The sequence below is a fragment of the Mycobacterium sp. IDUB_9 genome (assembly GCF_055419505.1).
Genome location: NZ_JBVAXU010000001.1, coordinates 334771 through 360693, shown reverse-complemented (window position 1 = coordinate 360693; position 25923 = coordinate 334771). Strand labels below are relative to the sequence as shown.

Here is a 25923-nt window from a genome sequence, read left to right as displayed (position 1 = left end):
GCCGTCGCCGCCTGATCAGTCGGTCGCGAACGCGGCCTGCGCCTCCCGGTTAAGGTCGACGTACTTCTCCTCGCTCACGTCGACCGCGACGCCCCTGATGGTGCCGCCGGTGAACCGACCCGGCGTCTCGTAGAGCTCGGACACCCTGTCGCCGCTGTCGAAACCCACGCACAACCCGTCACCGGCGAGAGTGAACTTGCCGATCTGGGCCCGCATCGGCCCCTTCGCGGCCTCCTTGCCGTCTACGTAAAGGATTGTGGTTCCCAGGGATTCGCCGTGCTCGCCCTTCTTTTCCCAGATGAACTCCATGCCCAGCGCGTGCTTGCCCTCCGGCAACGGACCGGAGACGAACACCTGCTCGGGCTTGATGCCCAGAAAGTTGTAGACGTAGTGCAGCTTGTTGTCCTTGATGAACAGTGCGTGCCCACCGAAGCGCGAACCATGGGCGAACAACACGCCCTGGGCATCCTTGGTCATATCCACATCGGCGATGACCTTGTAGGACCGGCCGCGGATGTTGACCGCCACGCCTTCAGGCACCGGCGCGGTATCCGGGTAGTACAGGTAGCGATTGCGTGGCGGTTCGAACTGCGGCCGCTCGATGGTGGTCATTTCGACGGCAACGCGATCGTCGAGGGGCAGGACGTAATTGTTCTTGGCCTCTTCGTTCCACGCGTCGATCAGCTCCTTGAGCTTCTCCGGATTCTGATCGGCGACGTTCTTGGCCTCGGAGCGATCCTCGTCGACGTGGAAGAGCTCCCACTTGTCCTGATCGAAATGGCCCTTTCCGCTGATGGGCGCGTGTAGTGCCGACGCCTTCCAGCCGTCGGCCCAGATACCGCGGGTGCCCAGCATCGCGTAGTACTGCCGCTTTTTGGCGGTGGGGGTATCCGCACCGTCGAAGCTGTACCGCATCGACACCCCGTTGACCGGATACTGCTTGATGCCGCGGTACTCCTCCGGCATCTTGATTCCCGCGACGTCGAGGATCGTCGGGACAACGTCCGTGGCGTGGTGATATTGGTGGCGCACCTCGCCCTTGGCCTTGATGCCCTTGGGCCAGTGGATGACCATCGGATCGCACGTGCCGCCGGAGAACTGCGAGTAGCGCTTGAACATCTGGAACGGCGTGGAGAACGCGACCGCCCAGCCGGTCGGATAGTGGTTGTAGGTGTCGGGGGTGCCGATCACGTCGAGCATCTTCATGTTCTCGGCGAGGTCGTCCGGGTAGCCGTTGAAGAACTTGTTTTCGTTGACCGAACCGTTCGGAGATCCCTCACCGGACGCGCCGTTGTCGGCGCAATAGAAGATGACGGTGTTGTCCAACTGCCCGGTCTGCTCCAGATAGTCGACGACACGGCCCACCTGGGCGTCGGTGTACTCGGAGAAACCGGCGAACACCTCGGCCATCCGGCTGAACAGCTTCTTCTCGTCGGGGTTCAGTGAATCCCACGGACGTACCGCATCGGCCTCCGACGCGACGTCCTCGGGTAGCGGATTGATGGGGGTCAGCTCAGTACCCTTCGGCATGATGCCCTTGTCGATCATCCGGCCCAGCACCCACTCGCGGTAGGCCTCGTAGCCGTCGTCGAACTTGCCCTTGTATTTCGCCGAGTACTCCTCGGGGCTGTGATGCGGGGCGTGGTTCGCGCCCGGGCAGAACCACATGTACCAGGGCTTGGACGGGTTGCTGGAACGCTGATCGCGCAACATCCGGATCGCTTGATCGGCAAGGTCCTTCGACAGGTGATATCCCTGTTCGGGGGCGTACGGCTGCTCAATGAACCGGTTGTCCTCCGTCAGGTCCGGGTACCACTGGTTGGTTTCGCCGCCCAGGTAGCCGTAGAACCTGTCGAAGCCTTTCTGCAGCGGCCACTCCGATTTGCTGCCACCGCTGGAGACATCCTCTTCCGGCACGTTGTGGTCCTTACCGACCCAGAACGTGCTGTAGCCGTTGTCCTGCAACACTTGTCCGACGGTCGCGCACTGGGCGGGCAGTCGGGCCGCCGCGCCCGGGAAGCCGTCGGACCCCTCGGTGATGCTCGCGAACCGATTCACGTGGTGGTTGCGGCCGGTCAACAAACAGGACCGGGTGGGCGAACACAATGCCGTGGTGTGCCACTGCGAATAGGTGAGCCCGTTGTCGGCCAGCTTTTGCAGCGTCGGCATGTTGATCCGTCCGCCATATGGCGACCATGAGGCCATGCCGGTGTCGTCGAAGAGCACCACCAGGACATTCGGCGCACCCTCCGGGGCATGCTTGAGCTCGAAGGGCTTCCAATCCGGCTTCGAGTCACGAACATCCAGTTCGATCTTCCCGTCGAAGCCTTCGTTGATGCCGGTCCCGTAATCGGGCGGGCCGGCTTTTCCGCTAGGGCCCGGCTTTCCCGAGTTGTCTTCACATCCGGCGACGAACGCGCCGGCTGCGGCTACTCCGACTCCGGTAGCGGCGATGCCCCCCAGCATCGAACGTCTCGACAGTTTGCCGCGCTTGTTGCCATCGGTCTGGGCCATGTCATCGTTGTTCGATTCCATGTTGTTTGACACTATGCCCGATTGGGCACATTGTCCGGATAAATCACCGCACGAGCTAATAAAAGTTGAAATCCATTGTGGGCCAAGGTATTTACCTTTGAGAAAGGCGCCCTGTGCTCACCCGTTAAGGGTGATATTCCTACAAGGGAATCGGACGGTTCAGATCGTCGGCGTCATCATCTGCGAGCAGGTCATGGAAATTCCGCAACACCGACGCACACGCCGCCCGCTCGGCCGGATCGAGCCGGTCCAGCACCTTGCTCAGTTCCCGCCGCCGCCGGGAGTTCACCTGCCGGACCAGTTTCCGGCCGCGCTCGGTCAGCTCGAGGGTGACGACACTGCGGTTGCTCGGGTCGGAACCGCGCGTCAGATGGCCGGAGGCATCCAGCCGGTCGGCCAACCGCGTCACCGTCGACCCGACCACCCCGAGGGCCTGGGCGCACTCCGTCGACGCCGACTTCCCGCGCTCCTGCAGCACGCGCAACAGCCGGAACTGCGGCAGCGAGATCTCCAGTTGCTCCACGCTGCGCAGCGCTACGCCCACCAGATCTCGGGTTGCGACCTCGAATGCCGACAGTTCGTCGACCGGAGTTCGGGTCATCTCGTGCTGCTGCGCGCTACCCATCCAGGGAGTATCCCATGCCGACGGGTTCGGTGGTTGTGAGTCTGCTGTGGTGGTCTGTGCGCTGGAGTTGATTACCTGTCGAACGACAGTATTCGTGGCTAAATATATTGGTACACAATATATTTCAACACAGGACGACTGGGGGTCGACGGGGAACTTTGCGTCACGTCAGCACTATCCCGGCGGGCGTCCAGCCGTCGAGCACATACTGAATGCTGTGCGTCCGAGGTCATGGCCGTCGGCGGTGTGGAGATATGTGCGCAGCGCCCCGCTGACCTATGCCTGGCTGGCCGCGCTGCTGGTCACCACGATCATTCAGCACCAAATGCCCGGGCGGGAGCTGCATGCCCTATTGGTCGAGAGATCGACCAACATCCATCACCTGGGGACGGACCCGCTCTACGTGTTGGTCACCAGCCTGTTCTGGATCGACGGCCGTTACTGGACGCCGTACCTGGTGTTGTTCACCTTGATTCTCGCGCCGGCAGAGCGCTGGCTCGGCCAGATTCGTTGGTTGGCAGTAGGTTTGATCGCACACGTGCTGGCCACCTACATCAGCGAAGGCCTGCTGTATGTGGCGATCCACGATCACGTCGCACCCGAACGCCTCGTGCACGTCCGCGACGTGGGGGTCAGCTACTTTCTGCTCGGGGTGGGCGCGGTGCTGGCCTACCGCATCGTGCGCCCATGGCGGTGGGTGTATCTCGGCGTGGTGTTTGTGTACTTCGGTGCAGCGCTGGTCACCGATGTCAACTTCACTGCGATCGGCCATGTAGCGGCGCTGTTGATCGGGCTGTGCTGTTATCCGCTCACGCGGCAGCGGGATCGGCGGGCAGCAGCGCCGCTTTCCACCGCAGGGTCGTAACTACCGCCGCTCAACTGCCCTGGCGTAGAAATCGCGGCGGGTTGGGGAGGTTTACGAGCGCGCCTCGGATAGCAACGCCACCACGGCGTCGGTCAACGTCGCGCGGGCGATCTCCAGGTCCGAGGTGAAACCGATCTGACGCTCGTTGCTCAGGCCCCGGATCGCGGCGGGCAACAGGCACCGCACCCGGTACAGCTGGTCCGGGTCGAGGTCGAGGCCCTCCATCAGGTAGTCGAAGCCTTGAATCCAATCGAGTTCTCGTGCCGCGAAAGCCGCAGCCGTCAGCGGATACTCGGCGGCGATGTCGGAACGACGCGCGGGCAGTGACGTGCGCAACGCCGTCAGCGCCCGCCCCTCGGTGGTGTCCAGGTACGTCCAGACCGAGTCGATGGCTGCGGTCACCCGTTCCCGCAAGGTGCCACTGCGCACCGACGGCCCGGAATTGGATGACCAACTGCGGGAATGAATCTCGGTGATCACCGCCACCCACAGGCCGTCCAGATCGCCGAACTGATGCTGCACCGTGCCCCAAGTGACACCCGCATCCTTGGCGACGCGATTCGCCGACACCGGCTCGCCACCGCTGTCGGCCAGACAGTGGATGGCGACGTCGAGCAGGCGTGCCCGGGTCTCCAACCCGCGCTTGTTCAGCCGGGTGCCCGCGGCCGACTGAATGTCGGCAGACGGGACCGCCGCCACCCACTGTTCCCGAGCGCGGGTGGCCTGCGGGGATTCGCGGGTGTTCAGGCGAACCGTCCAGGGTTCGCCGCGACCGCTCGGCGCAGGGTCGGCCGGTTGTCCCGGTATGCCTGCACGACGGGCGCGAGCTCGTTCGGACTCGCGCCATGCATGATGACCGAATGAGTGCCCAGGTCATACTGCCGGGCAATGGTTTTCGCGCAGTCCTGTGGTGATCCCTTGGCTACCGAGTCCAGCCATTCGGTGGGGATCAACTCGGCGATGCGCTGCAGCGTCTCGAATGAGGCACTGGCGTCGATCGGCCCCGCAGTGGCCGCATCGGCGAACAGCTCGGTCTGCTTGATCCGCTCCCACACCGCGGGATCCCAGCCGTTGGCCGACACCAACACGTCCGCGTATGCCTGCAGGTAGGTGGCCAGCCGCCCGACCCCGCGACGCATCTGATCCTCCGGCGACAACGCGTCGGGGACTGTCGCCAGGCACGCCCAGATGCGGACGCTGTCGGGATCCCGGCCTGCGCGTTCCGCACCCCGGCGTACCGCCGCGACCGACGACGTCGTCGCCTCATCGGAGAAAAAGGTATGGAGCACAACGAAATCTGCGATCTCGCCGGCGAGTTCCATCGTCTTGGGGCCGACCGCCACCAGGCCGATCGGAGGTCCGTCGGGCAGGCCGCTGGCGTGACGCAGGAACGGCCACTTCCCGGCCGGACCGTCGTGATCCAGGATCATCTCGCCGGCCCAGAGCCGGCGCAGGATGCCGAAAAAATCGCGCAGCCGGGCCTCGGTCACCACCGGCAGGCCGATCGCCTGCCAGTACGCCGCCATCCCACGCCCGAACGCCATCGCGAAGCGGCCTTCGGTGAGCGCGTGCATCGTCGAGCCGATCGTCGCGGTGACCGTGGGATGCCGCGTGTGGTAGTTCGTCGACGGCGCGATACCCAGAGTGGTGCTGGCACCCGCGACCGCACCCGAGAGGACCGCCGGGTCTTTCACCGTGAAGCGTTCACCGATGTGGCAGGAGCCCAGGCCGAGCGTGTCCGCCGTACGGGCTTCGGGCAAGACCACCCGGACATCCGCGGGGTGGCGGGTCACGGCGTAATAGCCGAGCTCGTTGAGCTGGCCGTCGGGGTGGTTCGTGCTCAATTCCGTGCCTCTCGTCGCGTGGATGCCTAGCACTGTCGGCTGCCGAGAGCACAATTGTCAATGAGGGTTCTCAATGAATGGGAGGATCTGGCGGCGTGAGCCGGGCGCTGGCAAGATCAAGCGCGTGCACGACGGTGAAGAATGCCGTCCGCCATCGTTCGCTGAAGTATTGCGCTGCAACCACTTTCGTGGGTTTCTGGTGCTGGAGCAGCGGCAATCATCGACGGTCGGTGACGACTCGCCCGCTACCGGTCCGGCCTACCACCGGGTGCCGTCGAGCCCAGGAATCACGCACCGGCCGTCAGCAGCCACCCGCCCAATCACCATGCCGTCGTACCCCGTGCACGATGAGTTGAGCGGCTCGCAGGTGTTGACGGACGTGATCACCTTGCCGGGGCCGCAGGCGGAGCCGGGTGCTGGCGGGTCGGCATTGGCGACGGCGGTGCTGAAGCCCAGCGTCAGTATTGCTGCGGCAGTAACGACGAGCGAGCGTTTCGAGTCGAACATGATCGGTACCTCCGGCTGATGGTCCCCGACAAGTAGTAATGCTACTCGTGTGGTCGACGTCGTTTCCGATGATCGCGCGCCAGATTTGCCAGGTGAGCTGGAGGAGTGACCGGTCGTCGCTGCGGGAAGCACTCGCCCGTCGCGAACGCCTCAAATGGGTGACACCGCACAGCTTCCGACGTCTACCGGAACTGTTGTCGGGCATGGCTCGGCGTCGAGGCCGCGCGACACCAGCTCGGTCACGCGCAGCTCGGAGCACCGAATGCCACTATGTGCAGCGGGTGATCACTGGTCCGCCGATTCGAGTTAGCCGGCAAATTGCTATACGGCGCTAACCTGCATGTATGGAGCCGATGACGGGAATCGAACCCGCGTATTCAGCTTGGGAAGCTGATGTTCTGCCATTGAACTACATCGGCATGGTGCTGACGAAGGATAGCAATACGACCCGGGTCGTGGGTAAGCCGGGCGGATATCGTCTCGGCGAGTCTAAGAAATTGACGCCGGTGTCCACCGGGTGATGGTCGAGAACTGGCGAAGGTCGCCGACGTGGCCGACGCACGGCTGCCCAGTGCGGACCCGAGGCCACGGAGCGTGTGGCGAAACATATGACCCCAGAACATGATTGCTGTTCACGCCCGACCCTGAGAGTCACGTAAAACATCGGGCTGTCGTTCTCAGGCGCCCGCTCTACCGTGGGTGTCACGGGCTCCATCCGGCGCTGAATGGAGCGAACAGGCCCGCAGATCGGACCGAACCAACCGAGGGGTTTTACCCATGGATGTTGCTATCGGTATTGCCATGACCTCGCGCGACGCCCAGCTGCTCCTGGTGGAGGGCAGCCACGGCGACGGCGCGGTAATCGACCATGACTCGTTCGACACGGAAGCTCACATCGGCGTCGAGCATCCGAGCTTCCGCGAGCACGTCGTCAACGCGGTGATCGACAGCCGCGCCGCCGCGCCGGCAAATGGGCACACCGTCACGCGCGTCGCGCTGACCTGGACCGAAGCGGTGGCCAGTGAGGCCAAACTGGTCCTGGGTGACCTTGAGGAGCTGGGTATCGCCCAGGTGGTGGCGGTCTCCACGGCCGACGCATTCGAAGCCGCCGCTGAATACACCGTCCAGATCGCTGACTGCGATTCCATCGCGATGTGCGTGGTGGAACCCGACGAGACCATGCTGGCGGTGATCGGGGCCGAAGGTGAGGACGGCACACGCCGATTTCGTAGCCGCCGCTTGGACGGACCCGATCAGCCCACCGCGCTGCTGGCGCTGCGTGGCATGTGCGAGAGCTTCCCCGAGCCGATCGCCGAGGTTGCCATCGCGGGATCGGCCCCGAACGCGGAAAGCCTTGTCGAGGAAACGAATTCAGTGATGGCGCGCCCCGTCGTGCTCGGTGACGATGCGGCCCTCCTCCTGGCGCGTGGTGCGCTGCTTGCCAGCGCCGACGTTCGGGACGAGGCGGCGTCGGCGCCCAAGCGCGACCCACTGATGCGCACCTTGGCGATGATCGTGACGACGGCGGTGCTGATCGTGGCGGGGTCGGTGTTCCTGGCGATCACTGTTGATGGGCACGACGGCAGCCACCCGTCGCAGGCGTCGACCCCGGCCGAACACACTGCGCCGGTCTCGCCGCCAGAGCCGCCGATCCACGCCGTGGTACGCAAGGTGGAGCCTCTGGCTGGGCGGGCGGCTCAGAAAACCTTGGCGACGCCGTATGACGACGGCGTCGCGCCACCGTTGCCGCAGGTGGTCCGTCGGTAACCGATACGCTCGTCGGGTGCTGCTCTCCGATAGGGACATCCGGGCCGAGATCACCGCGAAACGCCTGGCCATCGAGCCGTTCGACGATGCCCTGGTGCAGCCGTCGAGCGTCGATGTCCGCCTGGACAGCCTGTTCCGGGTGTTCAACAACACCCGCTACACGCATATCGACCCGGCCAAACAGCAGGACGAGCTGACCACGCTGGTCGAACCGACCGAGGGGGAGCCGTTCGTGCTGCACCCCGGCGAGTTCGTGCTCGGCTCCACGCTCGAGGTGTGCACGCTGCCCGACGACCTGGCCGGACGTCTCGAAGGAAAGTCCTCGCTGGGGCGCCTCGGATTGTTGACGCACTCGACGGCGGGGTTCATCGACCCCGGCTTCTCTGGCCACATCACCCTGGAGCTGTCCAACGTCGCCAACCTGCCGATCACGCTGTGGCCCGGCATGAAGATCGGCCAGCTGTGCCTGCTGCGGCTGACCAGTCCGGCCGAGCACCCGTACGGCAGCGACAAGGTCGGCTCGAAATATCAAGGTCAGCGTGGCCCGACGCCGTCGCGCTCACATTTGAACTTCATCAAGTCCTAGGGAGCCACGCCTGCGTCGTTTTCTACGTGTGGGTTGTGGAAATCGCCGATCGCAGCCCTGGCGTAGAAGTGGGCGAGGGGTGACGAGCCACGCCTGCACCGATTTCTACGCCTGGGCTGTGGAAATTGTCGATCAATAGCCCTGGTGCAGAAAGCGGCGACACCAGCGGCGACACCAGCGTCATCCGCGCAAATCCGGTGAACTTTCAGTAACCACACCGCAACACGAAACACGGCTGAAACACGCCCGCCGCGCACCTGAAACGCGCGCCGGAGATTCTCGTCGGGACCGAAGGAGCCCGACGTGCACGAGATCGATCCGGCCGCCACTGCCTGGCTGCTCGCCAGCACCGCGCTGGTCCTGTTGATGACCCCCGGCCTCGCCATCTTCTACGGCGGCATGGTCCGCACCACCGGCGTGCTCAACATGATCATGATGAGCTTCATCTCGATCCCGCTGGTCACGGTGGCCTGGCTGCTGGTCGGCTACACCCTGGCGTTCTCCGACGACGCGGGCGGCGGCCTGATCGGCGGCCTGCAGCACTTCGGCATGCTCGGCATCACGCCCAGCACCGCCCACGGCTCGGTACCCGAACTGCTGTTCGCCACGTTCCAGCTGACCTTCGCCATCATCACTGCCGCCCTGGTCAGCGGGGCCATCGCGGACCGGGCGAAGTTCGCCGCCTGGATGGTGTTCGTCCCGCTCTGGGCGGTCGCGGTGTACGCCGTCGTCGCCCACTGGGTCTGGGGCCCGGGCGGCTGGCTGGCCGGGCTCGGCGTGCTGGACTACGCCGGCGGCCTCGTCGTCGAAATCGTCTCCGGCTCGTCGGCCCTGGCACTGGCCCTGGTGCTCGGCCCCCGCATCGGCTTCAAACAGGACGCGATGCGCCCGCACAACCTGCCCTTCGTGCTGCTCGGTGTCGGTCTGCTGTGGTTCGGCTGGTTCGGGTTCAACGCCGGCTCGGCGCTGGCCGCCAACGGCACCGCTGCCGCGATCTTCCTCAACACCCTGGTGGCCGGTTGCCTGGGCATGCTCGGCTGGCTGACGGTCGAGCAGGTCCGCGACGGCAAGCCGACCACGTTCGGCGCGGCCTCCGGTGTCGTGGCCGGTCTGGTGGCGATCACCCCGTCGTGCGGCACCGTCAACACCCTTGGCGCGGTCGTGGTGGGCCTGGCCGCCGGTGTGGTGTGTTCCTTTGCGATCGGCCTGAAGTTCCGGTTCGGCTACGACGACTCGCTCGACGTGGTCGGCGTGCACTTCGTCGGCGGCGTGGTCGGCGTCCTGCTGATCGGATTCCTGGCCACCGAGGTCATGACCCAAGGTCCGCAGGGCCTCTTCTATGGCGGCGGGCTGACGCAGCTGGGCAAGCAGCTGCTCGGTGCGGTCGTGGTGGCGGCCTACGCCTTCACGATGTCCTACCTGCTCGCCAAGGCCATCGACCGGTTCATGGGATTCCGCCTCAGCCCCGAGGATGAGACCACCGGCGTCGACTTCACCCAGCACGCCGAAACCGCGTACGCCGAGGGTGTGCACGGCCATCTGCCTGCCCGCCGACCTGGATTGTTCGGCGGGACGCTCGGGCAGCTGGGCCAGCCCGGGAGCCTGACGCAGCGCCCGGATCCGGCCGAGGAAGACAGCGCGGGATGAACCGGGCGGCGCTCTTTGTCGTAATGCCGAGTAGGGTCTAACTAACCGGCGCCGGCGTGCACCACACCGTCGCGGTCCGACCAGAATCTCAGCGCTGTAGCTAATGCGCACGGGTGTAACGATCAAGCTGGTTACACCGAAAAAGGTTCTAGTTGTCGGTTCGTGCGGAATGTGTGCGCAATGGCGACAAAGGCAGTGCAGCAAACACATTGGAGGGCTCGGTGGACATCGTATTGGGTGTGGCGATGGCACCTACGACAGTCCGCATGGTGCTGGTCGAGGGGGAGAAGGCAGACGGAGTTACCGTCGATCACGACGTCTTCGATGTCACCGCCGGTGATGATTCGGCAACCATCAGTACGTCCGATCAGGTGGTCGCGGCCATCCTCGGAACCCAGGAGAGCGCCACCACGGGTGGGCATCATCTGAAGTCAATCGGCGTCACCTGGACGGACCATTCGGACGCGGCCGCTCTGCGCGACGCACTGTCCGCGCACGGCATCGACGACGTCATGCTGGTCTCCGAAAGCCACGCCGCCGCGGCACTGGCCCAGGCGGTCGGTCGCGCGGTCGGCTACGACACCACGGCGCTGCTGTTCATCGACCGTGATGCGGCGACGCTGTCGGTGGTGAAGACCGACGACGGTTCGGTGGTCAAGGTGCTGGCGCAGTCTCTGCACACCACCGACGCCATGGCCGTGCTCACCGATATGGCTGCGGCGGTCGAAGCTTCCGATTCCGCGCCTGACGGCATGTTCGTCCTGGGCTCCGGTGTGGACGTCGCCTCGGTGAAGGCGCATCTGGAGAACCTGGTGTCACTGCCGGTCAGCGCACCAGACGAGCCGGAGATGGCGCTGGCCCGCGGCGCAGCGCTGGCCTCGGCCACCGCGCCCGCGTTCGAAGCGACCACGGTCGGGCTGGCTTATTCGCAGGATCCCGACGGCACCACCGCGGGCAGCGCCTACGCATTGGCCGGTCTGGCCACCGCGATGGCACCGCTGGGCGATGCGCCGCTCGACGGCGTGGAACTCGTCGGCGACGAGATGCCGATGGAAGAGGAGCGCAAACCGTTCCTGCTCGTCGGTTCCGCGTTGACGTCGGTGTTCGTGGTTGGCGTTGTGGCGCTGGTTATTTCGCTGGCCGTGAGCATCCGGCCGACGGTCGATCAACGCCCGTCTCCGGCGCAGGGCGCCGTGGCGCCCAGCGCCCCGGCCAAGCTCCCCGCCCCGGCGCCGCCGCCCCAAGCGCAGGTACCGCCGCCACCAGCCCCGCCGCCAGAGACCATCAAGGCGCCGATCCCGGTGGTCCAGGAGGCCCCGGCGCCCGCACCGCAGGCACCGCCGCGCACGGTCTACGTCGAGCAGCCCGCCGCGGCCCCGCCGCCGGCGCCCGAGGCTCCGGCTCCGGCCCCCGAAGCACCCGCTCCGATTCCCGTGGCACCGCCCCCACCGGCGCCGATCTACAACCCGCCGGCGCCCTACATCCCGCCGCTGGTCGTGCTGCCGCCTGCACCGCGACTGCCGAACATCTTCCGTCCCCCGTGGGATCCGCCGCAGCGTCAGCGGCCGTGGGAGCCCCCGTCGCGCCACGAACCCGAAACCCCGCAGTGGCCGGGCTCAGGTTCGGATGACTCGGGTCCGAGCTCAGGCTGGAACCCGGGCCGCGGGTCGGGCGATTGGAATCCCGGCCGGGGCTCGGGCGACTGGAATCCCGGTCGTTCAAGTGGCTCGGGTGACTGGAACCCGGGTGGTTCGGGATCCGGCGATTGGAACCCCGGTCGGTCCGGGGGTTCGCGCGGTGGCAGTGACGGCGGTGGGCTGTGGCCCTTCCCGTCATTTGGCGGGCACTGAAACCGTCACCTGACGTTGGCCTGCCGCTCAGTGTCACGTAGCGGCTAGCTCATACTTGCGGCCTATCCAGGCAGTATGCGATGCACCGTATTCGGTACCGGCTATCTGGGCGCGACACATGCCGCGGGGATGGCCGAGCTCGGCCACGAGGTGATCGGGGTCGACATCGACCCGGGCAAGGTGGCCAAGCTGGCCGCCGGTGACATCCCGTTCTACGAACCTGGCCTGCGCAAGGTGTTGAACGACAACCTTTCTGCCGGGCGGCTGCGGTTCACCACCGACTATGACGAGGCCGCCGATTTCGCCGATGTGCACTTTCTCGGCGTCGGTACGCCGCAGAAGAAGGGCGAATACAGCGCCGATCTACGCCACGTGCACGCCGTCATCGACACCCTGGTGCCGCGGCTGCGCCGGTCCGCGGTGATCGTCGGCAAGTCGACCGTTCCGGTCGGCACGGCCGCTGACCTGGCTGAGCGGGCCCGGGCACTGGCTCCCGCGGAGGTCGACGTCGAGGTGGCCTGGAACCCGGAGTTCCTCCGCGAAGGCTACGCGGTGCACGACACCCTGCACCCCGACCGCATCGTGGTTGGGGTGCAGCACGATTCGCTTCGGGCGGAGGCAGCGGTCCGCGAACTCTACGCCCCGTTGATGGAGGACGGCGTGCCGTTTCTCGTCACCGATCTGCAGACTGCCGAACTGGTCAAGGTGTCGGCCAACGCGTTCCTGGCGACCAAGATCTCGTTCATCAACGCGATCTCCGAAGTGTGTGAAGCAGCCGGCGCTGACGTCACCCTCCTGGCCGACGCACTGGGCTACGACCCACGCATCGGGCGCCGGTTCCTCAATGCGGGCCTGGGTTTCGGCGGTGGCTGCCTCCCGAAGGACATCCGCGCTTTCATGGCCCGTGCAGGCGAACTCGGCGCAAACCACGCGCTGACCTTCCTGCGCGAGGTCGACAGCATCAACATGCGTCGTCGCACCGCGATGGTGGAACTGACCACCCGGGCCTGCGGTGGATCCCTGCTGGGTGCCAACATCGCCGTCCTCGGCGCGGCATTCAAACCCGAGTCCGACGACGTGCGCGATTCACCTGCCCTCAACGTCGCCGGCATGCTGCAACTGAACGGGGCTGCGGTAAACGTGTACGACCCCAAGGCGATGGACAACTCACAGCGGGTTTTCCCGACGCTGAACTACTCCACCTCGGTGATCGAAGCCTGCGACCGGGCCGACGCGGTGCTGGTGCTCACCGAGTGGGCCGAATTCGTCGACCTGGACCCGGCCGAGCTGGCCGACACGGTGCGGGTCAAAGTCGTTGTGGACGGCCGCAATTGCCTGGATGCGGAGCGGTGGCGGGACGCCGGATGGCGGGTGTACGCACTGGGACGCCCCGTCGCCACTGTTTGACACTTGTAGAACAAATTCCGCGGTCGTAGGCTCGGGCCATGCGGGAACGAATCCGGTGGATGGCCCTGCACGGGGTGGTACGAGGTATCTCTGCGGTCGGCATGCGTCGGGGCGATCCGCAGGCTCGGTTGATCGCCGACCCGGCGGTGCGCGCCGACCCGGCGCCGTTCGCCGACGAAATGCGCCGTCGCGGACCGCTGGTGCGTGGCCGCGCCCTCCTGATGACGTTCGACCACGACGTGGCCACCGACCTGCTGCGCTCCGACGACTTCCGGGTGTCGCGGCTGGGCGGCAACCTGCCAAAACCGTTGCGCTGGGTGGCCGACAAGACCGACACCGGGATGCTGCACCCGCTGCTGCCGCCGTCACTGCTGGCGACAGAACCCCCAGATCACACCCGCTACCGCAAGCTGGTCTCCTCGGTATTTACCACCCGCGCGGTCGCCCGGCTCCGGGAACGCGTCGAGGAAACCGCGAACGAGCTGCTGGACTCGATGGACAGCGGTGTGGTCGACATCGTGGACCGGTACTGCGCCCAACTGCCGGTCGCGGTGATCAGCGACATCCTGGGCGTACCGGACGCCGACCGGCCCCAGATCCTGCGCTTCGGTGAGCTAGGCGCCCCGAGCCTGGACATCGGGTTGACCTGGCGGCAGTACCAGAAGGTGAACTCCGGCATCCACGGATTCGAGACCTGGCTGACCGATCACCTGCGCCGGCTGCGGCGCAATCCCGGCGATGACCTGCTCAGCCAGATCATCCAGGCCTCCGATGCCGGAGCGGCCGGGGAACCGCTCAACGAGTCGGAACTGCGGGCGCTGGCCGGGCTGGTGCTGGCGGCCGGCTTCGAGACCACGGTCAACCTGCTGGGCAACGGAATCCGCATGCTGCTCGACCAACCTGAGCACCTGCAGACCCTGGCGGCCCGCCCCGAGCTGTGGCCGAACGCGGTGGAGGAAATCCTGCGGCTCGACTCCCCGGTACTGATGAGCGCGCGGGTGGCCCTCCGCGACACCGAAGTCGCCGGCACCGCGGTGCAGGCCGGGGAACTCGTCATCGTGCATCTCGCGGGCGCCAACCGCGACCCCGCGGTCTTCACCGACCCACACCGTTTCGACGTCGAACGTGACAACGCGGGCCGGCACCTGTCGTTCTCCGGCGGCCGGCACTTCTGCCTCGGCGCGGCACTGGCCAGGGCGGAAGGACAGGTAGGCCTGCAAACCTTCTTCGATCGCTTCCCCGACGCCCGGGCCGCCGGCGAAGGCAGTCGCCGCGACACCCGGATCCTGCGCGGCTGGTCGACTCTGCCGATAACACTCGGAAAGGCACGCACAGCGGTAGGTTCGTGACGTGGACTTCCGAGCTGCTCTGCTCGACCAGACCCGGAGCTTCGGGGAACTGATCGCCGCCAGCGATCCCGAGACGCTGGTGCCGACGTGCCCGGACTGGACGCTCAAGCAACTGTTCCGACATGTCGGGCGCGGAAACCGTTGGGCGGCACAGATTATCTCCGAGCGCCGGGTCTCACCTCTCGACCCCCGCGAGGTCCACGAAGGGAAGCCGCCCGACGATCCGGACGCCGCGATCGACTGGCTCAACGCGGGTGCGGCCCAGGTCCTCAAGTCGGTGGACCAGATCGGCACCGACGCCAGGGTGTGGACCTTCCTGGGCCCCAAACCCGCGGGTTGGTGGGTACGGCGACGCGTTCACGAGGCGGCGGTACACCACGCCGACGCCGCACTGGCCGTGGGAACCGAGTTCGTGCCACCCGCCGATCTCGCCGCCGACGCGGTCAGTGAATGGCTCGAGATCGCCACCGGCATGGCCAAGAAACGGCACGGAGTACCGCTCGCTTTGGGCACCAGCATCCACCTGCACGCGACCGACGACGGCCTGGGGCCGACGGGGGAGTGGACGGTAGAGCACGACGAGGACGGGCTCGGGTGGTCTCACAGTCACGGCAAGGGCACGGTCGCGCTGAAGGGCCCGGCTCACAAGCTACTGATGGCGGTCACCCGCCGGGGCACGGCTGCCGACCTCGGTCTGGAAGTGTTCGGCGACACCGCAACCTGGGACGCCTGGCTCGACCGCACACCGTTCTGAGAGGCGTAGGTTTCGTTCATGACCACATCCGAGATCGCGACGGTTCTGGCCTGGCATGACGCGCTGGACGAGGACGACATCGACACCCTGATAGCGCTGTCCAGCGATGACATCGAGGTGGGCGACGCCAACGGTGCCGCCCAAGGGCACGCCGCCCTGCGTGAGTGGGCCGCGTCCGGCGGGGACACCGTGACGCCCGGGCGGATGTTCGTGCACGACGGCGTGGTCGTCGTCGAACAGACCATCATGGCGGCCGACGGAACCACCCGCACCGGCGCGGCGGCGTTCCGGGTGGTGCACGACCACGTCACGTCGGCGTTCCGTCACGACACCCTGGCCGCAGCCCTGGCGGCCACCGAGCTCACCGAAAAAGACCTCGCGGGCTGACACGCCGTCAGGGCAGGCCGGCGAGCACCTTGTCGAGAGTGACCGGCAGATCCCGGACGCGCACCCCGGTGGCGTGGTAGACGGCGTTGACCACTGCCGCGGCGGCGCCGACGATGCCGATCTCGCCCGCACCGCGGGAGCCCATCGGATTCAGGTGCTCCTCGACCTCGTCGAGCCAGATCGCGTCGACATCGGGAACATCCGCGTGCGCACTGATGTGGTACGACGCGAGGTCCTGCGTGACGACATGCCCGAAGCGCGGGTCACGGACGCTCTCCTCGTGCAGCGCCATGGACAAGCCCATGGACATGCCGCCGATCAGTTGGGAACGCAGCGTGCGCGCGTTGATGGCACGCCCCACCGAGAACACCCCGAGCATCCGCGGTATCCGGATCTCACCGGTGTCGCAGTTGACGTGTGCCTCGACGAAGTGGGCGCCGAACGACTGCACGGTGAATTTCTCGGCGTCGGGGTTCTGCGGTGCCTCCGCCTCAGCCGTCACACCGATATGTGGATGGTCCCCGTGTTCGCGGCGAAACTGCTTGGCGGCAGCCACGATTGCCGAACCCCAGGAGGTGATGCCGGACGAGCCGCCCGCCACCGAAGCCTGCGGCAGATCCGTGTCCCCGATCTGCAGGTCCACCGCCGCAACATCGCAATCCAGGGCATCGGCGGCGATCTGAGTCAACGCCGTCCAGGTGCCCGTGCCGATGTCGGCCGCACCGATCTGCACGGTGTAGCGGCCCTGCTCGATGTGGGTGATGCGGGCCGTGTTGCCCTCCATCGCCATGCCCGGATAGGTCGCGGCGGCTACCCCGGTACCGATAAACCAATGGCCGGCAAGATATTTCGCAGGCCGCGGGTCACGCGGCGACCAGTCGAAGCGCTGAGCCCCGACGCGTAGGCACTCGATCAGGTGGCGCCCCGACCAGGGCTTGCCCGTTTCGGGATCCACCTTGGGTTCATTGCGGACACGCAGCTCGATCGGGTCGAGATGGCAGGCCACCGCGAGTTCGTCCATCGCCACCTCGGCGGCGAAGGTGCCCGGGCACTCACCCGGCGCCCGCATCCAGAACGGAACGGGAACGTCGAGCGTGGCCAGCCGGTGCGACGTGCGCCGGTTCGGGCAGGCGTACATCTTGCGGGATGTCACGCCCGTCTGCTCGGCGAATTCCTTGACCGCCGAGGTCTGTTCGACCACCTCGTGGGCGAGGGCGACGAGCCGGCCGTCTTTGTCGGCGCCCAGCCGTACCCGCTGAATGGTGGGGGTTCGGTAGCCGACGAGTGAGAACATCTGCTGTCGGGTCAATGCGAGTTTCACCGGGCGGCCGTCGCAGCGCTGAGCAGCCAGCACGGCCAGCACATCGTGGGCGTGGGGTGCTCCCTTGGACCCGAAGCCGCCGCCCACATGCGGGGCGACCACTCGCAGCTGTTCGGGCTGCAGGTCGAACAGTGGGGCCAGCGTCTTGCGCACGACGTGAACACCTTGGGTGGAGTCGTACAGAGTCACCGCGGGTTGACCGTCGCGTATCGCCCACTGTGCGATACAGGCGTGTGGCTCCATGGGATTGTTGTGCTCGATCGGCGTGCGGTAGGTCTGATCGACGGTCACCTCGGCTGTGGCCAGCGCCGTGTCGACGTCACCCTGTTCGGTGTCGGGAGGAAACGACGGATTGACCGACTCGGGGGTGTACAGGCCGGGGTGATCGGCGGACAGTTCCGTGTCCTGCGACTCCTCGTCGTAGTCCACTCGCACCAGAGCGCTTGCCTCCCGGGCGATTTCGGCCGTCTCGGCGAGAACGCCACCGATGAGCTGCCCGCGGAAGTGCACCTGGTTGTCCTGCAGGATCGCCAATTCGCCATCGGATGTATCGGCGAGCCTCGGAGCGTCGAACACGGTCAACACGTCGAGTACGCCGTCGAGAGCGAGGGCTCCGGTGGTGTCCATCGCCACGACGCAGCCACGTGCGATGGTGGCCTGGATGGGATGAAGGTAGGCCGGATGCTCGACCTGCTGCTCGAAGGCGTAGCGCGCGGTTCCGGTGACCTTGGCCCGGCCATCGGTGCGGGCCAGCGGCTGACCGATGGCATGGGGTTCGACGAGGGTCATGGCCGCCTCCGCTCGGTCAGCATGCGTAACTGGGCGATCAAGGTACGGCGGGCCAGGGCAACCTTGAACTCGTTGCCCGGTAACGGCTCGGCCTGCTTGAGCTCTGCGTCGGCCGCCGCGGCGAACGTCTCCGCCGAGGGTTGATCGCCGGTGAGAACCTGCTCGGCGCGCCGCGCCCGCCACGGCTTGTGCGCCACACCGCCCAAGGCGATGCGGGCCGAGCCGATCTGGAACGTCGAGGTGAAAGTCAGCTCGGCGGCAACCGACACCAGCGCAAACGCGTAGGACGCCCGATCACGGACCTTGCGGTAATCCGAGGCCGCCCCTTCCGGCGCGGCGGGCAGCTCGACCGCTGTGATCAGCTCGCCGTGCCCCAACACGGTGTCGCGGTCCGGTTGGTCGCCCGGAAGGCGATAGAACTCGTCGACCGGTATCCGGCGTTCCCCGTCGCCGGTCTCGACCACCACCTGCGCATCCAGCGCGCACATCGCCACCGCCATGTCCGACGGGTGCACCGCGATGCAGTGCGGGGACGCCCCGAGGATCGCGTGGTAGCGGACGTAGCCGCCCAACGCCGAGCAGCCGCTGCCGGGAACCCGCTTGTTGCAGGGTGTGGTGACATCTTGGAAGTAGGCACACCGGGTGCGCTGCAGCAGGTTTCCGGCCGTGGTGGCAGCGTTGCGCAATTGACCTGACGCACCGGACAGCAGGGCCCGCGCCAGCATCGGATAGTGCGAGCGGATCACCGGGTTGGCGGCCAGATCGCTGTTTCGGACGTTCGCACCGATGCGCACGCCGCCGTCAGGCGTGGTCACCGTCTCCGCCAGATCGAGCCGGCTGACATCGACCAGCAGGTCCGGTTCCGCAACGCCGAGCTTCATGTGATCGACCAGATTGGTGCCACCGGCGAGATACGCGGCGTGCGGGTGCTCCGTCAGCATCGCCACCGCCTCGGCGGGGCTGGTGGCGCGGTGGTAGTCGAACGGTTTCATTGCGTGGACGCCAGCCCGATCGCCGCGACGATGTTCGGATACGCCGCACACCGGCACAGATTGCCACTCATCCGTTCGCGGATCTCGTCATCGGTCAGCGCCGGTGGGAGTTCGAGATCATCGGTGACGAAGCTCGGGGCACCCGCCTTGGCTTCGTCCAACATGCCTACCGCAGAACATATCTGGCCTGGTGTGCAATAGCCGCACTGGAACCCGTCTTCGTCGTAGAACGCCTGGGCCACCGGATGCAGTTCACCGTCGTGCTCGAGCCCGGCGGCCGTGGTGACCGACGCTCCGTCAGCGGCTGCCGCCAGCAGCAGGCAGGTGGTCACCCGGCGACCGTCGAGCAGGACGGTGCACGAGCCGCACTGGCCGTGGTCGCAGCCCTTCTTCGGGGCAGTGACGCCGAGCCGCTCACGCAGGGCGTCGAGCAGCGTCATGCGGTTGTCGACGGTCAGACTGCGCCGGGTTCCGTCGACTTCGAGCGTGACCGCGCTGCGGTGACGATTGGGCTGACTCACCGTCGCCGAATACCCCTGCCGACGGTAGTCAAACGTGTCGGGTCAGTGCCTGCTGGTCTGCCTGCCGGCCTGCGGTGTCGCCAGCACCGCGGCGATGCCCGTCGTCAACGGGACCGACAGCGCCAAGGCGATGCCGCCCACCGCGGAGCGGGCGATCTCGATCGCCACGCTCTCACCCGTCAGCACATCACCCAGTGACCGGTTGGCCACGCTGAACAAAAGCAGCAGCGGCATCGCACTGCCGGCATAGGCCAGCACCAGGGTGTAGACGGTGCTGGCGATGTGGTCACTGCCCACCCGCATCGCACCGACGAAGATCGACCTCCGAGACCCACCGTGCTGGGCGAGCTCGAACACCGCCGAGGCCTGGGTGATGGTCACATCGTTCAGCACACCGAGCGAGCCGATGATGAACCCGGCCAGCAGCAAGCCGGTGATCGACACGTTGCCCATGTACGCTGCGACCTCGTTGTTCTGGTCTTCGGACAAGCCGGTCAGATGGGCCAATTCGATTGCCGCCCAGGACAGGATCGCCGCCAGCAGTAGCGAGGTCAGGGTGCCGAGCAGGGCCGCGCTGGTACGCAGACTCACGCCGTGGGCCAGATAGATCACCGCGTACAGAATTGCTGCCGAGGCCACCAGTGACACCGGGATCGCGGGGGCGCCGTCGCGCAGCGCGGGCAACAGGAAGATCATCAGGACCGCGAAGGCCACCACGATGCCGACGATGGCGCGCAATCCGCGCCACCGCGCCACCGCCACGATCACCACCGTGAACGCCGCGGCCAGGGCGATCAGGGGCCAGGTGCGCTCGTAGTCGAAAAACGCATAGGTCGTCGTGCCGGCCTCGTCGACCTGTCGGCTCACCCGGATGCTGTCCCCGGCAGCAAGATTCGGCTGCCCGGGACCTGTGGTGAACTCCAGCAGGGTCTTGGCCCCCTGGTTCGGGCCGGAATCGATGGCCACCAGGTTCTGCACACACGTGCCGCCGCCCGGCTCGGCAGGCCTCGGTGCAGACGTCAACACGCCGCCCGCCGATGGGCTGCCGCAGTCGGCCAGGGTGCTGGATGTGACATGGCCGGCCTCGGTGGTGACGGCCCCGCCCGCGGCGTTCTGGAAGGGCAGCGGGATGTCCACCTTCTGATGGCTGGGCCAGAGCACGCCGGCGCCGACGATGACCGCCAGCCCGATGGCGATCAACAGGCCGACGACGATGCGGGCGGCCAGCGGACCCAGCGGAGACGGGCCGGCCAACGAGTGGGAGTGGGAATGCGTGTGCGCCACCCCGACAGAGTAGAGCGAGCGGCTGTCGGGTTCCTGGCGCCTACTGGCGGTAGCTCACCAGGAAGTTGCCGAGCCGCTCGATGGCCTGGGCCAGGTCGCGGGCCCACGGCAGGGTGACGATGCGCAGGTGATCCGGTGTGGGCCAGTTGAATCCCGTGCCCTGGGTCAGCAGGATCTTCTCCTGCAGCAACAGATCGAGCACCAGCTGCTCGTCATCGTGGATGTCGTGCACCTCGGGATCCAGGCGGGGGAACGCGTACAGCGCACCGGAGGGCTTCACACAGGACACCCCGGGGATCTCGTTGAGCTTGGTCCATGCGGTGTCGCGCTGCTCGAGTAGCCGGCCGCCCGGCAGAACCAGGTCGTCGATGCTCTGATGGCCACCGAGGGCCACCTGAATCGCATGCTGCGCAGGCACATTCGGGCACAGCCGCATATTCGACAGCAGGCTGATGCCCTCGATGAAGCTGGTCGCGTGCTCCTTGGGCCCGGTGATGACCAGCCAGCCGGAGCGGTAACCCGCCACCCGGTAGGCCTTGGACAGCCCGTTGAACGTCAGGGTCAGCAGGTCGGGCGCCAGGGTCGCCAGCGAGATGTGTTCGGCGTCGTCGTAGAGGATCTTGTCGTAGATCTCGTCGGCCAACAGCAAGAGCTGATGCTTGCGCGCCAACTCCACCATCTGCTCCAGGGTTTCGCGGCTGTACACCGCACCCGTGGGATTGTTCGGGTTGATCACCACGAGCGCCTTGGTGCGCTCGGTGATCTTCGACTCGATGTCGGCGACATCGGGATTCCAGCCCTGGGTCTCGTCGCACATGTAGTGCACCGGGGTGCCGCCCGCCAGCGCGGTCGATGCCGTCCACAACGGGTAGTCGGGCGCCGGGATGAGCACCTGGTCGCCGTTGTCCAACAGGGCCTGCAGCGTCATCGTGATGAGCTCGGAGACACCGTTGCCCAGGTAGACGTCTTCGATGTCGAACTTGGGGAAGCCCTCGACCAGCTCGTACCTGGTGAACACCGCGCGGCGGGCGCTGGCGATGCCCTTGGAATCGGAGTAGCCCTGCGCATACGGCAGTGCTTGGATCATGTCGCGCATGATCACATCGGGTGCCTCGAAGCCGAACGGCGCGGGGTTGCCGATGTTGAGCTTGAGGATGCGGTGCCCTTCAGCTTCCAGCCGTGAGGCGTGCTCGTGTACCGGTCCACGGATCTCGTACAGGACGTCCTGCAGCTTCGTGGACTGGGTAAACGTACGCGGCTTCGGGTGCTGACCGGTCTGCCACGGCAACTGATGGGTAGTCACGCTCACCATGGTCTCATCACCGTCCACCGAATTTGGAATTTGCCGATCTTGTGGGTGGCCACCGCCACAGTCCGCCGATTTGCCGGTACCTGGCATATGTGGGCGTCCCTGGGATTCGTATGCGAGACCGCTGTGGATCCGCTTGGGTGGCCGCGCGCCGGCCAAAAACCTGCGCAACCATGGCTGGAACGCAAATGGCCGACGATTTCCCCAGGTCAAAGGGTATTTGCGTCGGCAACCATTCGACACGATGGGCAATCACATGGCACGAATTACCAGCATGTTCCGGGTCAGCACCCTGGCCCCGGTCCTCGGCGGGAGCGCCGTCGTCGCAATGGGCGTCGTCGTTGCGACCCTCGGCGGGGCGCAGCAGGAGGGCCCGGCGACCGTCGTCTCGGGCGGAGCGATGACCCTCGGTGAAACCACGACCGTCACCTACACCGGCACGATCGCTCCCGCGGTCGCGGCGCCTGCGGTCAAGGCCCCGCCTTACGGCGGCAGCGGAGGCTGACGCCCACCGGCACCGCTGCCGGAAGCTGCTTCGGGCCCGATGTTGCCTGAGGTCCACTGTGACGAGCGTGCAGGATTTTTCACTGATCCGCGCTGGACGGCGCAATATGCTGCACGCTCGTCACAGTGGTCGGGCAGGGACATGCCGGCGGAGACACGCGTCGCGCTCCCCGATACGCCGAACGGCCACCTCCTTGCGGAGATGGCCGTTCGGTACGTCAGGGACGTGCTCAGCGCTTACCGGGGCGTTTGACGCCCGCCTTCATGCCGAGCCCGACCACCGGGGGTTCCGGCTTGGCCGGTTCGGCGGCCGCAGGAGCGGCAGCCGGTGCCTCTGCCGCGGGAGCCGACGCGGCCGGGGCCGCAGTCTTCTTGGCACCCGGACGCTTCGCGCCGGCCGCCATGCCCAGACCCTTCACCGGCGCCGCGGGAGCGGCCGGAGCTTCCGAAGCGGGAGCCTCGGCGGCAGGAGCTGCCGGAGCCGCAGCCTTCTTGGCACCCGGACGCTTCGCGCCTCCGGCGATACCCAGACCCTTCACCGGCGCCGCCGGGGCGGCGGGCGCCTCGGCGGGAGCTGCCGACGCAGCCGGGGCTGCAGCCTTCTTGGCGCCGGGACGCTTGGCGCCTCCGGCCATGCCCAGACCCTTGACCGGCGCCGCCGGCGCGGCGGGTGCTGCAGGTGCCTCCGCGGTGGGAGCCTCGGCAGCGGGTGCTTCTTCGGTGACAACCGGTGCTGCGGCCTCGGCCTTGGCCTCCGCAGCGGCACGAGCCTCGGCCCGCTTCTCGGATTCCTTTGCCGCCGTGCCCTTTTCGGGCAGCGTGACGGTGCTCGTGTCCAACGAGTTCAGGAGCAGCTGAGCCACGTCGAGCACTTCGGCCTTTTCGACGTTGCGCGCAGCGGCCACGTCGTCGACACCGTCGGTGATCATCACGCGGCAGAACGGGCAGCCGGTCGCGATGGTCGAGGCGGTGTCCATCGCCTCTTCGGTGCGCTCCACGTTCACGCGCTTTCCGATGTGCTCTTCCATCCACATCCGCGCGCCACCGGCACCACAGCACAGGCCGCGGTCGGCGTGGCGGGGCATTTCCTTCAGCGTCACGCCGGAGGCCTCCACCAGCTCACGCGGAGCCTCGTAGACCTTGTTGTGACGACCCAGGAAGCACGGGTCGTGGTAGGTGACCTCGGGCCCACCGGTGGACTTGACCGGCACCAGCTTCTTGTCCCGCACCAGCCGGTTGAGCAGCTGGGTGTGGTGCACGACGGTGTAGTTGGCACCCAGTTGCGGGTACTCGCGACCGATCGTGTTGAAGCAGTGCGGGCAGGTCACGATGATCTTGCGGTCGACGGTCTCGACGCCCTCGAACAGCTCGTTGATGGTCTCGACGTTCTGCCCAGCCAGCTGCTGGAACAGGAACTCGTTGCCGGAGCGGCGGGCCGAGTCACCAGTACAGGTCTCACCCGTACCCAGCACCAGGAACTTGACGCCCGAGGCGGCCAGCAGCTCGGCGACGGCCTTGGTGGTCTTCTTGGCCCGGTCCTCGTAGGCGCCGGCGCAGCCGACCCAGAACAGGTACTCGAAGCCGTCGAAGCTTTCGACATCCTGTCCGTAGACCGGGACGTCGAAGTCGACCTCGTCGATCCAGTTGGTGCGGTCCTTGGCGTTCTGGCCCCAGGGGTTGCCCTTGGTCTCCAGGTTCTTGAACAGCACACCGAGCTCGCCGGGGAACTCCGACTCGACCATGACCTGGTAGCGACGCATGTCGACGATGTGGTCGATGTGCTCGATGTCCACCGGGCACTGCTCGACGCACGCACCACAGTTGGTGCAGGACCACAGCACATCCGGGTCGATGACGCCGCCCTGCTCGGCGGTACCGACGAGCGGGCGCAGCGCCTGCTCGGGGCCGGAACCTTCGATGCGGGCGAAGCCGTCTTCGGGCACACCGTGTCCGTGCAGACTGTCGCCCAGCTTGGCGAAATCGACCGAGCCCTCCTCGGGCATCGGCTTGCCCTCGATGATGTAGGGAGCCTTGGCGAACAGGTGGTCGCGCAGGTTCATGATCACGAGCTTGGGCGACAGCGGCTTACCTGTGTTCCAGGCCGGACACTGCGACTGGCAGCGACCGCACTCTGTACAGGTGGCCATGTCGAGGTTGGCTTTCCAGCTGAAGTCCTCGATGCGGCCCTTGCCGAACACCGCATCCTCGGCGGGATCCTCGAAGTCGATCTGCTCGCCCTTGTATTCCATCGGCAGCAGCGGGCCGAGGCCGTCGGGCAGACGCTTGAAGGTGACGTTGATCGGGGCAAGGCCGATGTGCAGGTGCTTGGAGTGCAGCACGATCAGCAGGAAGGCCAGCATGACGCCCAGGTGGGCCATCAATGCGATGGTCTCCAGCCAGACGTTGGCGGTGTGGCCCAGTGGAGCGAGCAGGGCGGCCATGCCGTCGGAGAAGAAAGCGCCCGTCTGGTAGGGGAAGTTCTCGCCCAGCACGTTGACGGCCGCGCCGCGGAAGACCGCGTAGGTGGCGATGACCAGGAAGATCATGATCAAAATCGTCCAGGCGCCGCCGTTGTGCGAGCCGTAGAAGCGGGACTCGCGGCCCAGCTGCTCAGGGTTCTTCCGGATGCGGATGATCGCGAAGACGATGATGCCGGCCAGCACGGCGACGGCGAAGAAGTCCTGCAGGAAGCCCAGCACCGCCCAGCGGCCGACCAGCGGGATGTGGAATTCAGGGTTGAACAGCACCCCGTAGGCCTCGAGGTACACCGTGGCGAGGACGAAGAAGCCCCACATGGTGAAGAAGTGCGCGAGGCCGGGGATCGACCATTTCAGGAGCTTCGACTGGGCGAAGACTTCCTTGTTCTGGTTCAGGAAACGCTGGACGAGATGGTCCTTGCGGCCACGCTCGTCACCGACCTTCTGCCCCGAGCTGATCAGCTTGGTCAGCCACAGCACGCGCTTGCCGGCGAACGCCAGCACGACGAGCGTGGCGAGCACACCGAGAATCAGCCGCGACACAACCAGGGTGTGTTCGAGACTCTCCACAGAAACGCCTCCATTCGGATGTTACCCACGGGT

At 66.5% G+C, this 25923-nt stretch carries 21 protein-coding genes and 1 tRNA gene; 11 read left to right on the top strand and 11 right to left on the bottom strand.

Annotation, left to right across the window (positions count from 1 at the left end; translation table 11 throughout):
* Positions 1-15: 15 nt before the first annotated feature.
* Both ACZY08_RS01865 and ACZY08_RS01860 read right to left on the bottom strand, forming a co-directional pair.
* Positions 16-2535, bottom strand: a complete 2520-nt coding sequence (locus tag ACZY08_RS01865; protein ID WP_463742918.1) for an arylsulfatase — start codon at positions 2533-2535, stop codon at positions 16-18.
* A 139-nt stretch (positions 2536-2674) separates the two neighbouring features.
* Entirely contained in the window at positions 2675-3160 is a 486-nt protein-coding gene (locus tag ACZY08_RS01860) for a MarR family winged helix-turn-helix transcriptional regulator (protein ID WP_463742917.1), read from the bottom strand.
* 217 nt (positions 3161-3377) lie between these two features.
* Between ACZY08_RS01860 and ACZY08_RS01855 the strand changes: the two genes are divergently transcribed.
* Positions 3378-4025, top strand: a complete 648-nt coding sequence (locus ACZY08_RS01855) for a rhomboid-like protein (RefSeq protein WP_463742916.1) — start codon at positions 3378-3380, stop codon at positions 4023-4025.
* 51 nt (positions 4026-4076) lie between these two features.
* Here the strand turns inward: ACZY08_RS01855 and ACZY08_RS01850 are convergent, their stop codons facing one another.
* A complete protein-coding gene (locus ACZY08_RS01850; RefSeq protein WP_463742915.1) occupies positions 4077-4724 on the bottom strand; it encodes a TetR/AcrR family transcriptional regulator in 648 nt (215 codons plus the stop codon).
* 44 nt (positions 4725-4768) lie between these two features.
* Positions 4769-5869 (bottom strand): TIGR03857 family LLM class F420-dependent oxidoreductase, encoded by a 1101-nt coding sequence (locus ACZY08_RS01845; RefSeq protein WP_463742914.1) that lies wholly within the window; start codon positions 5867-5869, stop codon positions 4769-4771.
* 73 nt (positions 5870-5942) lie between these two features.
* Here ACZY08_RS01845 and ACZY08_RS01840 point away from each other — a divergent pair, with 73 nt between their 5' ends.
* On the top strand, positions 5943-6395 hold the full coding sequence (locus ACZY08_RS01840; protein ID WP_463781766.1) for a hypothetical protein: 453 nt from the start codon (positions 5943-5945) through the stop codon (positions 6393-6395).
* Positions 6396-6721: 326 nt separating this feature from the next.
* On the opposite strand, the gene ACZY08_RS01835 is transcribed toward ACZY08_RS01840, so the two are convergent.
* A tRNA-Gly gene (locus tag ACZY08_RS01835) sits at positions 6722-6795 on the bottom strand.
* Between the two features lie 358 nt (positions 6796-7153).
* Between ACZY08_RS01835 and ACZY08_RS01830 the strand changes: the two genes are divergently transcribed.
* The 8 genes from ACZY08_RS01830 to ACZY08_RS01795 all read left to right on the top strand — a co-directional run bounded on the left by ACZY08_RS01830 (position 7154) and on the right by ACZY08_RS01795 (position 16123).
* Positions 7154-8143 carry a DUF7159 family protein gene (locus ACZY08_RS01830; RefSeq protein WP_463742912.1) on the top strand — a complete coding sequence of 330 codons (990 nt, stop codon included), beginning with the start codon at positions 7154-7156 and terminating at the stop codon, positions 8141-8143.
* A gap of 16 nt (positions 8144-8159) precedes the next feature.
* Positions 8160-8729, top strand: coding sequence for a dCTP deaminase (dcd, locus tag ACZY08_RS01825; protein ID WP_463742911.1), 570 nt, complete (start codon positions 8160-8162; stop codon positions 8727-8729).
* Between the two features lie 303 nt (positions 8730-9032).
* A complete protein-coding gene (locus ACZY08_RS01820; RefSeq protein ID WP_463742910.1) occupies positions 9033-10376 on the top strand; it encodes an ammonium transporter in 1344 nt (447 codons plus the stop codon).
* 221 nt (positions 10377-10597) lie between these two features.
* Positions 10598-12226 (top strand): DUF7159 family protein, encoded by a 1629-nt coding sequence (locus ACZY08_RS01815; RefSeq protein ID WP_463742909.1) that lies wholly within the window; start codon positions 10598-10600, stop codon positions 12224-12226.
* 75 nt (positions 12227-12301) lie between these two features.
* On the top strand, positions 12302-13633 hold the full coding sequence (locus tag ACZY08_RS01810) for a UDP-glucose dehydrogenase family protein (protein WP_463742908.1): 1332 nt from the start codon (positions 12302-12304) through the stop codon (positions 13631-13633).
* A gap of 38 nt (positions 13634-13671) precedes the next feature.
* A complete protein-coding gene (locus ACZY08_RS01805; protein WP_463742907.1) occupies positions 13672-14982 on the top strand; it encodes a cytochrome P450 in 1311 nt (436 codons plus the stop codon).
* Between the two features lies 1 nt (position 14983).
* Entirely contained in the window at positions 14984-15736 is a 753-nt protein-coding gene (locus tag ACZY08_RS01800) for a maleylpyruvate isomerase family mycothiol-dependent enzyme (protein WP_463742906.1), read from the top strand.
* Between the two features lie 18 nt (positions 15737-15754).
* On the top strand, positions 15755-16123 hold the full coding sequence (locus tag ACZY08_RS01795) for a nuclear transport factor 2 family protein (RefSeq protein WP_463742905.1): 369 nt from the start codon (positions 15755-15757) through the stop codon (positions 16121-16123).
* Positions 16124-16130: 7 nt separating this feature from the next.
* Here the strand turns inward: ACZY08_RS01795 and ACZY08_RS01790 are convergent, their stop codons facing one another.
* From ACZY08_RS01790 to ACZY08_RS01770, 5 genes are read right to left on the bottom strand one after another with little or no spacing between them, the layout of a single operon-like run.
* Positions 16131-18233 carry a xanthine dehydrogenase family protein molybdopterin-binding subunit gene (locus ACZY08_RS01790; RefSeq protein WP_463742904.1) on the bottom strand — a complete coding sequence of 701 codons (2103 nt, stop codon included), beginning with the start codon at positions 18231-18233 and terminating at the stop codon, positions 16131-16133.
* Entirely contained in the window at positions 18230-19225 is a 996-nt protein-coding gene (locus ACZY08_RS01785; RefSeq protein ID WP_463742903.1) for an FAD binding domain-containing protein, read from the bottom strand. The genes ACZY08_RS01790 and ACZY08_RS01785 overlap by 4 nt, the downstream gene beginning before the upstream one ends.
* Positions 19222-19746 carry a 2Fe-2S iron-sulfur cluster-binding protein gene (locus ACZY08_RS01780; protein ID WP_463742902.1) on the bottom strand — a complete coding sequence of 175 codons (525 nt, stop codon included), beginning with the start codon at positions 19744-19746 and terminating at the stop codon, positions 19222-19224. The genes ACZY08_RS01785 and ACZY08_RS01780 overlap by 4 nt, the downstream gene beginning before the upstream one ends.
* Before the next feature lie 42 nt (positions 19747-19788).
* On the bottom strand, positions 19789-21030 hold the full coding sequence (locus tag ACZY08_RS01775) for a YibE/F family protein (RefSeq protein WP_463742901.1): 1242 nt from the start codon (positions 21028-21030) through the stop codon (positions 19789-19791).
* 40 nt (positions 21031-21070) lie between these two features.
* A complete protein-coding gene (locus tag ACZY08_RS01770; protein ID WP_463742900.1) occupies positions 21071-22360 on the bottom strand; it encodes a pyridoxal phosphate-dependent aminotransferase in 1290 nt (429 codons plus the stop codon).
* Positions 22361-22595: 235 nt separating this feature from the next.
* Here ACZY08_RS01770 and ACZY08_RS01765 point away from each other — a divergent pair, with 235 nt between their 5' ends.
* Entirely contained in the window at positions 22596-22844 is a 249-nt protein-coding gene (locus ACZY08_RS01765; RefSeq protein WP_463742899.1) for a hypothetical protein, read from the top strand.
* 229 nt (positions 22845-23073) lie between these two features.
* Here ACZY08_RS01765 and ACZY08_RS01760 read toward each other — a convergent pair whose 3' ends face one another.
* The gene (locus tag ACZY08_RS01760) at positions 23074-25890 is read right to left on the bottom strand and encodes a (Fe-S)-binding protein (RefSeq protein ID WP_463742898.1); all 2817 of its coding nucleotides are present in this window, start codon (positions 25888-25890) and stop codon (positions 23074-23076) included.
* Positions 25891-25923 lie beyond the last annotated feature (33 nt).